Annotated in this window: 9 protein-coding genes and 1 pseudogene; 9 read left to right on the forward strand and 1 reads right to left on the reverse strand. The window is 63.5% G+C overall.

The genetic code is table 11. The features are described from left to right. Positions 1-121: pseudogene (locus tag G1E_RS29835) on the reverse strand (DUF3530 domain-containing protein); the annotation flags it as partial. 94 nt (positions 122-215) lie between these two features. Between G1E_RS29835 and G1E_RS22875 the strand changes: the two are divergent. The 9 genes from G1E_RS22875 to trpE all read left to right on the forward strand — a co-directional run bounded on the left by G1E_RS22875 (position 216) and on the right by trpE (position 11109). Beyond that, positions 216-2603: a PAS domain S-box protein gene (locus G1E_RS22875; RefSeq protein ID WP_009685246.1), complete on the forward strand. Its 2388-nt coding sequence runs from the start codon at positions 216-218 to the stop codon at positions 2601-2603. Between the two features lie 10 nt (positions 2604-2613). Next, positions 2614-3243, forward strand: a complete 630-nt coding sequence (locus tag G1E_RS22880) for a response regulator transcription factor (protein ID WP_009685247.1) — start codon at positions 2614-2616, stop codon at positions 3241-3243. Positions 3244-3480: 237 nt separating this feature from the next. Further along, the gene (locus G1E_RS22885; RefSeq protein ID WP_009685248.1) at positions 3481-4605 is read left to right on the forward strand and encodes an ABC transporter ATP-binding protein; all 1125 of its coding nucleotides are present in this window, start codon (positions 3481-3483) and stop codon (positions 4603-4605) included. 40 nt (positions 4606-4645) lie between these two features. Next, a complete protein-coding gene (locus G1E_RS22890; protein WP_009685249.1) occupies positions 4646-5680 on the forward strand; it encodes an ABC transporter substrate-binding protein in 1035 nt (344 codons plus the stop codon). Positions 5681-5740: 60 nt separating this feature from the next. Then, on the forward strand, positions 5741-6988 hold the full coding sequence (locus tag G1E_RS22895) for an ABC transporter permease (protein ID WP_009685250.1): 1248 nt from the start codon (positions 5741-5743) through the stop codon (positions 6986-6988). Between the two features lie 11 nt (positions 6989-6999). Further along, positions 7000-7827 carry an ABC transporter permease gene (locus G1E_RS22900; protein WP_009685251.1) on the forward strand — a complete coding sequence of 276 codons (828 nt, stop codon included), beginning with the start codon at positions 7000-7002 and terminating at the stop codon, positions 7825-7827. 241 nt (positions 7828-8068) lie between these two features. Continuing rightward, positions 8069-8743 (forward strand): ribulose-phosphate 3-epimerase, encoded by a 675-nt coding sequence (rpe, locus tag G1E_RS22905; RefSeq protein WP_009685252.1) that lies wholly within the window; start codon positions 8069-8071, stop codon positions 8741-8743. Then, on the forward strand, positions 8740-9558 hold the full coding sequence (locus G1E_RS22910; protein WP_009685253.1) for a phosphoglycolate phosphatase: 819 nt from the start codon (positions 8740-8742) through the stop codon (positions 9556-9558). The genes rpe and G1E_RS22910 overlap by 4 nt, the downstream gene beginning before the upstream one ends. A 69-nt stretch (positions 9559-9627) precedes the next feature. Beyond that, on the forward strand, positions 9628-11109 hold the full coding sequence (trpE, locus tag G1E_RS22915; RefSeq protein WP_009685254.1) for an anthranilate synthase component I: 1482 nt from the start codon (positions 9628-9630) through the stop codon (positions 11107-11109). The last annotated feature ends 99 nt before the right edge of the window (positions 11110-11208 follow it).

Genomic DNA, 11208 nt, shown 5'->3' on the forward strand with positions numbered 1-11208 from the left:
TTCGGCCTGCCGGTGCCGCATTGGCCGCCGGCGGTGTTTCGGCATCGGCGGCCAAGGCGCCGAGTGGCAGGAGCGAAGCCAGGCAGCACATTGCCAGCGTCGTGCGATAAAGTGTGGACATGCGTCAACCCAAGGCCAGAATGATACCGGCAGCCTAATAGTATTTGCCCGTGACGGCCATGCTGCATGGCCGCCTTGCCAGAACGAGCGTATAGATGAAGCGAGTGCGTCGCCTGTTGGTTATCGGCTGCTTGTGGCTGCCCTTGATTGCCTTTGCCCGGCCCGAGGCGCCGGCCACTGTTGCGCTCGAGCCGGCCCAGCAGCAGTGGTTGGACGCGCACCGCAGCCTGCGTGTGGGCCTGGTGCTGCAAGCACCCTATGCTCAGTTCGACCGGCGCCTGCAGCAGTTGTACGGCGCCAACGTCGAATTGGTCAGCAACCTGGCACACGTGCTGCGCCTGGACCTGACCTGGCGCCATTTCAGTGACCAGGCCAGCCTGGAGCATGCCCTGCAGAACGGCGAAATCGACTTCGCCCCCGGCCTTACCCAAACCCCGGCCAGCCTGCGCCTGTGGTTGTTCAGCGACCCGTACATGCGCGTGCCGCAATTGGTGGTAGGGCCACGCACCGGCGCCATGGCGGTGGAGCTGGAAAAGCTCGACCGCGAGCAGCGCGTGGCCGTGCGCATGCCCAGCCAACTGGCAGAGTACTTGCGCGGTAACTACAGCAACCTGAACCTGCAGGGGGTGCCCAGCGAGCGCGAGGCCTTGCAGCTGGTGGTGGGCGGCCAGGCCAGTTTCGCCGTGCTGGACGAGGCGCAACTCAGCCGCCTGTCACGCGAGAGCGAGTTCGGTGAGCTGGCCGTGGTGGGCGATATTGGCCTGCCGCAGTTGCTGCGGCTGGGCTCGCGGCGTGACTGGCCGGTGTTGGCCGATGTGCTCGAACAAGGCTTGCAGGCCCTGCCTGCCAAGGAGCTGGAGCAACTGCACCAGCGCTGGTTGCAGCCCAAGTACCCGCGCCTGAGCGAGTCGCCCGGTTTCTGGCAGAACCTGGCGTTGCTGTTCGGCCTGCTGCTGCTGTGCGCCCTGGCTACCCTGGTGTGGCAACGCCGGCAACAGCGCCAGCTGGAGCGCAGCCTGCTGGCTGCGCGGGAAAGCCTGGTGGAGCGCCAGGTGCGTGAAGAGGCCCTGCGCCTGAGCCAGTTCGCGATTGACCAGAGTACGGTGGGTATTCTGTGGGTCAACTGGGACAGCCATGTCCGGTACGCCAACCACGCCGCTGAACGCATGCTCGGTTATGCCGAAGGCGAGCTTCTGGAGCGGCCGCTGAGCGACTTCGAGCCGAGCCTGAGCATGGACCGCTGGCTGGAGCTGTGGAAAGGCGCCCGCGCCGGGGCTGGCGGTGTCGGCCAGTTCGAGGCGCAGTGCAAGCGCGCGGACCACAGCTTGCTGCCGGTAGAGCTGTCGTTGAGCTTCTTGCGCTTTCGCGACTCGGAGTACCTGGTGGTGTACCTGGCCGACGTTACCGAACGGCACCGGGCCTTGGCGGCTTTACGCGAAAGCGAGGCGCGGCTGAAGGGCATTGCCGGCAACGTGCCGGGGCTGGTCTTCCGCCTGGAGCGGGACCCGGCCGAGGGCGAGCTGGAGTTCCCCTATATCAGTGAAGGCAGCGAGGCCTTGGTCGGGTATGCGCCCAGCGAGATCCAGCACCCGCAAATGGGCCTGCGCAACCTGGTACACCCCGATGACCGCGCCGATTACCACCGGGTCCAGGACCTGGCCCTGGCCAGCGACCAGGACTGGTCCTGGCAGGGGCGTATTCTCACCCGCCAGGGTGAACAGCGCTGGGCTGACATCAAGGCCAGTACCCGACACCTGGGCAACGGTCAGGTGGTATGGGACGGCGTGGTGTGGGATATCACCCAGGGCAAGCGCGCCGAACTGGCGCTGGCCAAGTCCCAGGAGCAGCTGCGCGAGCTGTCGGCCCACCTGGAAAGCGTGCGTGAGGAAGAGAAGGCCCGCATCGCCCGCGAAGTGCATGATGAGCTGGGGCAGATGCTGACCGTGCTCAAGCTGGAAGTGTCGATGTGCGAGCTGGCGTTTGCCGAGCTCGACCCGGGGCTTAACGAGCGCCTGGCCAGCATGAAGCGCTTGATCGCCCAGTTGTTCCAGTTGGTGCGTGATGTGGCCACTGCCCTGCGCCCGCCGATTCTCGACGCGGGCATCGCCTCGGCCATCGAGTGGCAGGCCAGGCGCTTCGAAGCCCGTACGCAAATACCCTGCCTGGTGCAGGTACCGGATAATCTGCCAGCATTGAGTGACGCCAAGGCCACCGGGCTGTTCCGCATTCTGCAGGAGGCGTTGACCAATGTGATGCGCCATGCGCAGGCGCACAGCGTGGAAATCGAGCTGGTTCATCAGGGCGGGCAGTTACGCCTGACAGTCAGTGATGATGGCCAGGGCTTTTGCCGTGAGCAGCCCCGGCCCACCTCGTTTGGCCTGGTCGGCGTACGCGAGCGGGTACTGATGTTGGGCGGCAGCATGGTGCTGGACAGCCAGCCGGGCGAGGGCACCAGCCTGAGCGTGGCCATACCGTTGGAGTAGGAGAGCAAACGTGATTCGAGTGCTGGTAGCCGAAGACCACACCATTGTCCGTGAAGGCATCAAGCAGTTGATTGGCCTGGCCAAGGACATGCAGGTGGTGGGGGAGGCCGGGAATGGCGAGCAGTTGCTCGAGACCCTGCGGCATACGCCGTGCGAAGTGGTGCTGCTGGATATCTCGATGCCGGGCGTGAGCGGGCTGGAGGCGATCCCGCGGATTCGCGCGCTGCTCGACGCGCCGGCGATCCTGATGCTGTCGATGCATGACGAGGCGCAAATGGCCGCGCGGGCGCTGAAGGCCGGTGCGGCGGGGTATGCCACCAAGGACAGTGACCCGGCGCTACTGCTGACGGCGATTCGCCGGGTGGCTGCTGGCGGGCGCTATATCGACCCGGCGTTGGCTGACCGCATGGTGTTCGAAGTGGGCCTGACCGAGTCGCGGCCGTTGCACACCCTGCTCTCGGAGCGGGAGTTTTCCGTGTTCGAGCGCCTGGCCCAGGGCGCCAACGTCAATGACATTGCCCAGCAACTGGCGCTGTCGAGCAAGACCATCAGTACACACAAGGCGCGGCTGATGCAGAAGCTGAAGGTGAACTCGCTGGCGGAGCTTGTGAAGTACGCCATGGAGCACAAGCTGGTCTGATTGCGACCCCGGCGGTATCTGCGGTGCAGCGGGAATTCTGGGGCCGCTGCGCGCACCATCGAGACACAAGGCAGCCCCCCAGGGGCAAGGCTGTTCTGAACGCGCCATCCTTGTAGGGCAATCCCTACATCAAATCTTCCATCCGGATGATGGCATTCTCTCAGCACCCCCGATTTTCCGGCGCTTGCGCCTCTTTTACGCTTTGCCCACGCAGTCATCCAACAAGAAGGTGCAGGCATGAGCGAGGCGAAGTCGAACGCTGCAACCAGCGAAACGCTGGTCAGCTACCGTGGTGTGCAGAAGAGCTACGACGGCGAGTCGCTGATCGTCAAAGACCTTAACCTGGATATCCGCAAGGGCGAATTCCTCACCCTGCTTGGCCCTTCTGGTTCGGGCAAGACCACCAGCCTGATGATGCTGGCAGGGTTCGAAACCCCCACCGCCGGGGAAATCCACCTGGCCGGGCGCTCGATCAACAATGTCCCGCCGCACAAGCGTGATATCGGCATGGTGTTCCAGAACTATGCGCTGTTCCCGCACATGACGGTTGCGGAAAACCTGGCCTTCCCGCTGACCGTGCGCAATTTGAGCAAGACCGATATCAGCGAACGGGTCAAGCGCGTGCTGAACATGGTGCAACTGGATGCCTTTGCCAAGCGCTACCCCGGCCAGCTTTCTGGCGGCCAGCAACAGCGCGTGGCGTTGGCCCGGGCGCTGGTGTTCGAGCCCCAGTTGGTGCTGATGGACGAGCCGCTCGGGGCACTGGACAAGCAGCTGCGTGAGCACATGCAGATGGAGATCAAGCACATTCACCAGCGCCTGGGGGTGACCGTGGTGTACGTGACCCACGATCAGGGCGAAGCGCTGACCATGTCTGACCGGGTGGCGGTATTCCACCAGGGTGAGATCCAGCAGATCGCCGACCCGCGCACGCTGTACGAGGAACCCTGCAACACCTTCGTCGCCAATTTCATCGGCGAGAACAACCGCCTCAACGGCACGCTGCTGGCCAGCGACGGCAAGCGCTGCCAGGTGCAGCTGCCGCGCGGCGAGCGGATCGAGGCACTGGCAGTGAATGTCGGCCAGGCCGGCGAACCGGTCACCCTGTCCATCCGCCCCGAGCGGGTACGCCTGAACGGCCACAGTGAAAGCTGCGCGAACCGCTTCTCGGGCCGGGTGGCGGAATTCATCTACCTGGGCGACCACGTGCGGGTGCGCCTGGAAGTTTGCGGCAAGGGCGATTTCTTCGTGAAACAGCCCATTGCCGAGCTCGACCCGGCCCTGGCCGTGGGCGATGTGGTACCGCTGGGCTGGGAGGTGGAGCACGCCCGCGCGCTCGATCCGATTGCCGAAGCCCATTGATGGATTGCTTCACCAACCCTGTACTGTGGAGAGAACAAGAATGCGCAAGCAGTTGAAACTGACCGCCCTGGCCCTGGGGCTGTTCACCGCCGGCCAGGCCATGGCCGCAGACCTCACCGTGGTCTCGTTCGGCGGTGCCAACAAGGCCGCCCAGGTCAAGGCGTTCTACGAGCCGTGGGAAAAGGCCGGGCATGGCAAGATCGTCGCAGGCGAGTACAACGGCGAAATGGCCAAGGTCAAAGCCATGGTCGATACCAAGAGCGTGTCGTGGAACCTGGTGGAGGTAGAGTCGCCAGAGCTGGCCCGCGGCTGTGACGAGGGCATGTTCGAAGAGCTCGACCCCGCCCTGTTCGGCAACGAAGCCGATTACGTGCCGGGCGCCATCCAGCCTTGTGGCGTGGGCTTCTTCGTCTGGTCCACGGTATTGGCCTACAACGCGGACAAGCTCAAGACCTCACCGACCAGCTGGGCCGACTTCTGGGACACCAAGAAATTCCCTGGCAAGCGCGGCTTGCGCAAGGGCGCCAAGTACACCCTGGAATTCGCCCTGATGGCCGACGGCGTGGCGCCCAAGGACGTTTACCAGGTGCTGGGTACCAAAGAGGGCGTGGACCGCGCCTTCAAGAAGCTCGACGAACTCAAGCCAAGCATCCAGTGGTGGGAAGCGGGTGCCCAGCCACCTCAGTACCTGGCCTCGGGTGACGTGGTCATGAGCTCGGCCTATAACGGCCGCATCGCGGCGGTGCAGAAGGAGAGCAACCTCAAGGTAGTGTGGAATGGCGGCATCTATGACTTCGATGCCTGGGCCATCCCGAAAGGTGCCAAGGATGCCGACCAGGCGAAGAAATTCATCGCCTTCAGCGTGCAGCCTGAGCAGCAGAAGATCTACTCCGAGAACATCGCCTACGGCCCGGCCAATTCCAAGGCAGTGAGCCTGCTGTCGGACGAGGTGAAGAAAGACATGCCGACCACGCCTGAGAACATTGCCAACCAGGTGCAGATCGACGTGGCCTTCTGGGCCGACAACAGCGAGCAGCTGGAGCAACGCTTCAACGCCTGGGCGGCGAAGAAGTAACCGACCAGCGCAAGGGGCCGCCATGCGGCCCCAATTTCAGTTCGTATCGCGGAGTTTGCCATGGCCATTGCAGTGCCACTCAAAGAAGGCGCAGGTCAAAGTCTGAAGCAGCGCCTCAAGCATGCCGAGCGGGTCAACCGCTGGAAGGCGCAAGCGCTGATCGCGCCGCTGGCGCTGTTCCTTCTGCTGGTGTTCCTGGTGCCGATCGCGGCGCTGCTGTACAAGAGCGTCGGCAACCCGGAGGTGGTCGGTGGCCTGCCGCGCACGGTCGACGTCATCAGCCAGTGGGACGGCAAGAGCCTGCCTGGCGAGGACGTGTACAAGGCGCTGAGCCAGGACCTGGCCGAGTCGCGCAAGAACCAGACCCTGGGCGACCTGTCCAAACGCCTGAACATGGAACTGGCCGGCTACCGCAGCCTGCTGGCCAAGACGGCGCGCGCATTGCCGTTCAAGAGCGAGCCCGCCTCTTACAAGGATGCCCTGCAGGCCCTGGACGAACGTTGGGGCGACCCGGCCTACTGGCAGGCGATCCGCCGCAACACCAGCACGCTGACCCCGTTCTACCTGCTGGCTTCGCTGGACCACCGTATCGATGACCTTGGCGAACTGGCCAAGGCTACCCCGGACCAGGCCATTTACCTGGATATCTTTGCCCGCACCCTGTGGATGGGCGTGGTGATCACCGCCATCTGCCTGGTGCTGGCCTACCCGCTGGCGTACCTGCTGGCCAACCTGCCGACCCGGCAGAGCAACCTGTTGATGATTCTGGTGTTGCTGCCGTTCTGGACCTCGATCCTGGTGCGGGTGGCAGCGTGGATCGTACTGCTGCAGTCGGGCGGGCTGATCAACAGTGCGCTGATGGCCATGGGCATCATCGACCAGCCGCTGGAACTGGTGTTCAACCGCACCGGCGTGTACATCTCGATGGTGCACATTCTGCTGCCGTTCATGATCCTGCCGCTGTACAGCGTGATGAAAGGCATTTCGCCAAGCTACATGCGTGCGGCGATTTCGCTGGGTTGCCACCCGTTCGCCAGTTTCTGGCGGGTGTACTTCCCACAGACCTATGCCGGTGTCGGCGCCGGCTGCCTGCTGGTATTCATCCTGGCCATTGGTTACTACATCACCCCGGCACTGCTGGGTAGCCCGAACGACCAGATGGTCAGCTACTTCGTGGCCTTCTATACCAACACCAGCATCAACTGGGGCATGGCCACCGCACTGGGCGGGCTGTTGCTGCTGGCGACCGTGCTGCTGTACCTGATCTATAGCTGGCTGGTCGGCGCCAGCCGCCTGCGCCTGAGCTGAGGAGCCTTGTCATGCTGAGCCCTTACATGTCGCCCGTGGAGCGGGTGTGGTTCTACAGCCTGCGCATTCTTTGCGGCCTGATCCTGCTGTTCCTGATCTTGCCGGTGCTGGTGATCGTGCCCTTGTCGTTCAACAGTGGCAGCTTCCTGGTGTACCCGCTGCAGGGCTTCTCGCTGCAGTGGTACCAGGACTTCTTCAACTCGGCCGAATGGATGCGGGCGCTGAAGAACAGCATCATCGTTGCCCCTGCGGCCACGGTGCTGGCCATGGTGTTCGGCACGTTGGCAGCCATCGGCCTGACCCGCGGCGACTTTCCCGGCAAGTCGCTGGTGATGGCACTGGTGATTTCGCCGATGGTGGTGCCGGTGGTGATCATTGGGGTGGCCAGCTACCTGTTCTTTGCCCCGCTGGGCATGGGCAACAGCTTCACCTCGCTGATTCTGGTGCATGCGGTGCTGGGCGTGCCGTTCGTCATCATCACGGTGTCGGCAACCTTGCAGGGCTTCAACTACAACCTGGTGCGCGCGGCAGCCAGCCTGGGCGCTTCGCCCCTGCTGACCTTCCGCCGGGTGACCCTGCCGCTGATCGCCCCCGGGGTGATTTCGGGGGCGCTGTTCGCCTTTGCCACGTCGTTCGATGAGGTCGTTGTGACCCTGTTCCTCGCCGGCCCGGAGCAGGCGACCCTGCCGCGGCAGATGTTCAGCGGTATTCGCGAGAACCTGAGCCCGACCATCGCTGCCGCGGCGACATTGCTGATTGCGTTTTCGGTGATCTTGCTGCTGACCCTGGAGTGGCTGCGCGGGCGTAGCGAGAAGCTGAGAACCCAGCAGCCTGCCTGATTTTCCAGTAGCTGTACGGGCCCTATCGCCGGCAAGCCGGCTCCCACAGCGTTCTGCACAAGAGTCATGCGATGCAGAAACCTGTGGAGATCCCATGTGGGAGCCGGCTTGCCGGCAATAGGGCCCGTACAGGCACTACAAGGCTTTTGGTCACTGGTCGACACCCATTGATACCAATCAGCCTTCACCCCTTTCCCTGAGTTACAATGCGCGCCACCGTGATTCTGCCAACAGGTGCGCCATGCAGCCCTACGCTATTGCCCCCTCCATTCTTTCTGCCGATTTCGCCCGCTTGGGCGAAGATGTCGACAAGGTACTGGCGGCGGGTGCCGACATCGTCCACTTCGATGTCATGGACAACCACTACGTTCCCAACCTGACCATCGGCCCGATGGTGTGCGCTGCCCTGCGCAAGTATGGCGTCACCGCCCCGATCGATGTGCACCTGATGGTCAGCCCGGTCGATCGCATCATCGGCGACTTCATCGAAGCCGGCGCCACCTACATCACCTTCCACCCGGAAGCTTCGCAGCACATCGACCGTTCGTTGCAACTGATCAAGGACGGCGGCTGCAAGGCCGGGCTGGTGTTCAACCCGGCCACCAGCCTGGACGCCCTGAAGTACGTCATGGACAAGATCGACATGGTGCTGCTGATGAGCGTCAACCCGGGTTTCGGCGGGCAGAAGTTCATCCCTGGCACACTCGACAAGCTGCGTGAAGCGCGTGCGTTGATCGACGCCAGTGGCCGTGATATCCGCCTGGAAATCGACGGTGGCGTCAACGTCAACAACATCCGCGAGATCGCTGCCGCTGGCGCCGACACGTTCGTGGCCGGCTCGGCGATCTTCAATGCCCCGGACTACCAGGAAGTCATCGCCAAAATGCGCGCCGAACTGGCCCAGGCTCGCCCATGAGTGGCTTCGAGCAGCTGTTTCCGGGGACGCTCCCCAGGCTGGTGATGTTCGATCTGGACGGTACCCTGATCGATTCCGTGCCAGACCTGGCCGCCGCCGTGGACCGCATGCTGCTCGAACTGGGGCGCCCGCCTGCTGGCCTTGAGGCGGTACGCCAATGGGTCGGCAATGGCGCCCAGGTGCTCGTGCGCCGCGCCCTGGCCGGTGGCATCGAGCATGAAACCGTGGACGATGCGCTGGCTGAACAGGGCTTGGCGCTGTTCATGGAAGCCTATGCCGAAAGCCATGAGCTCACCGTGGTTTACCCCGGGGTCAAGGACACCCTGCGCTGGCTGCACAAGCAGGGCGTGGAAATGGCCTTGATCACCAACAAGCCGGAGCGCTTCGTCGCGCCCTTGCTGGACCAGATGAAGATCGGCCGGTATTTCCGCTGGATCATCGGCGGTGACCCCCTGCCACAGAAAAAGCCCGACCCGGCGGCGCTGCTGTTCGTCATGCAAATGGCGGGCGTGAGCCCGCAACAGTCGCTGTTTGTCGGCGACTCGCGCAGCGACGTGCAGGCGGCCAAGGCGGCCGGGGTGCAGTGCGTGGGGCTGACCTACGGCTACAACCATGGCCGGCCCATCAAGGACGAGTCGCCAAGCCTGGTGATCGACGATTTGCGTGCATTGCTGCCCGGTTGCGCAGACCCGGCCACTGGGATAACGTTGGCGGACCTTCAAGCCTCAGCAGACAGAGAGTCCACCGTGGCGGTTACTGGCAAATTCTGGATGAAAGTCATCAAGGCCTTGGCCCGTTGGCGTTGGCGCGCCTGACTTCAGCCTGCCGGCGCGTGCCGGCCCGTCCGTTTGCCTGACCAATTGCTGCTTGCCACGAGGCTACTCATGAACCACGAAGAATTCCTGCGCCTGGCTGCTGCCGGCTATAACCGCATTCCCCTGGCCTGCGAAACCCTGGCCGACTTCGATACGCCGCTGTCGATCTACCTGAAGCTGGCCGACCAGGCCAACTCGTACCTGCTCGAATCGGTGCAGGGCGGCGAGAAATGGGGCCGTTACTCGATGATCGGCCTGCCCTCGCGGACGGTGATGCGGGTGCACGGCTATCACGTCAGCATCCTGCAGGACGGTGTCGAGGTTGAACGCCACGATGTCGAAGACCCGCTGGCCTTTGTCGAGACGTTCAAGGAGCGCTACAAGGTCGCCGACATTCCCGGCCTGCCACGTTTCAATGGTGGCCTGGTCGGTTACTTTGGCTACGACTGCGTGCGCTATGTGGAAAAGCGCCTGGGGGCCAGCCCGAACCCAGACCCGCTGGGTGTGCCCGACATTCTGCTGATGGTCTCGGACGCGGTCGTGGTATTCGACAACCTGGCCGGCAAGATGCACGCCATCGTGCTGGTAGACCCTGCGCAAGATCAGGCTTTCGAGCAAGGCCAGGCGCGCCTGCAAGGCTTGCTGGAAACCCTGCGCCAGCCTATTACCCCCCGCCGAGGCCTGGACCTGAGCGGCCCGCAGGCTGCCGAGCCGGCATTCCGCTCCAGCTACACCCGTGAGGACTACGAAAGCGCCGTTGGCCGCATCAAGGAATACATTCTGGCTGGCGACTGCATGCAGGTGGTGCCGTCACAACGTATGTCGATCGACTTCAAGGCTGCGCCAATCGACCTCTACCGCGCGTTGCGCTGCTTCAACCCGACGCCTTACATGTACTTCTTCAATTTTGGCGACTTCCACGTGGTTGGCAGCTCGCCAGAGGTGCTGGTGCGGGTCGAGGACAACCTGGTCACCGTGCGCCCGATTGCCGGTACCCGCCCGCGTGGCGCAACCGAAGAGGCCGACCGTGCGCTGGAAGACGACCTGCTGTCGGACGACAAAGAGATCGCCGAGCACCTGATGCTGATCGACCTGGGCCGCAACGATGTCGGCCGGGTGTCCTCCACGGGCAGCGTACGCCTGACCGAGAAGATGGTGATCGAGCGCTACTCCAACGTCATGCACATTGTCTCCAACGTCACCGGCCACTTGCGCGAAGGGCTGACGGCGATGGATGCACTGCGCGCGATCCTGCCGGCCGGTACCCTGTCGGGGGCGCCGAAGATCCGTGCAATGGAGATCATCGACGAACTGGAGCCGGTCAAGCGTGGTGTATATGGCGGTGCCGTGGGGTACTTCGCCTGGAATGGCAACATGGATACCGCCATTGCCATTCGTACGGCGGTGATCAAGGACGGCGAGCTGCATGTGCAGGCAGGTGGCGGTATCGTTGCCGACTCGGTGCCGGCGCTGGAGTGGGAAGAAACCATCAACAAGCGCCGGGCGATGTTCCGTGCGGTGGCCTTGGCTGAGCAGACTTGCGCCAAATGAATTGATCAGGGCTGCTGCGCAGCCCATCGCTGGCAAGCCAGCTCCCACAGAGTATCCTCGGTTCCCGACCTTGTAGCATTCCTGTGGGAGATTCTATGG

It is taken from the genome of Pseudomonas sp. TJI-51 (genome assembly GCF_000190455.2).
Classification (GTDB): Bacteria; Pseudomonadota; Gammaproteobacteria; order Pseudomonadales; family Pseudomonadaceae; genus Aquipseudomonas; species Aquipseudomonas juntendi.

Bases quoted from the DNA above. Each gene is read 5' to 3' on its own strand.
- G1E_RS22875 (WP_009685246.1), top strand. From the start codon at position 216: ATGAAGCGAGTGCGTCGCCTGTTGGTTATCGGCTGCTTGTGGCTGCCC.
- G1E_RS22885 (WP_009685248.1), top strand. From the start codon at position 3,481: ATGAGCGAGGCGAAGTCGAACGCTGCAACCAGCGAAACGCTGGTCAGC.
- G1E_RS22890 (WP_009685249.1), top strand. From the start codon at position 4,646: ATGCGCAAGCAGTTGAAACTGACCGCCCTGGCCCTGGGGCTGTTCACC.
- G1E_RS22895 (WP_009685250.1), top strand. From the start codon at position 5,741: ATGGCCATTGCAGTGCCACTCAAAGAAGGCGCAGGTCAAAGTCTGAAG.
- G1E_RS22900 (WP_009685251.1), top strand. From the start codon at position 7,000: ATGCTGAGCCCTTACATGTCGCCCGTGGAGCGGGTGTGGTTCTACAGC.
- rpe (WP_009685252.1), top strand. From the start codon at position 8,069: ATGCAGCCCTACGCTATTGCCCCCTCCATTCTTTCTGCCGATTTCGCC.
- G1E_RS22910 (WP_009685253.1), top strand. From the start codon at position 8,740: ATGAGTGGCTTCGAGCAGCTGTTTCCGGGGACGCTCCCCAGGCTGGTG.
- trpE (WP_009685254.1), top strand. From the start codon at position 9,628: ATGAACCACGAAGAATTCCTGCGCCTGGCTGCTGCCGGCTATAACCGC.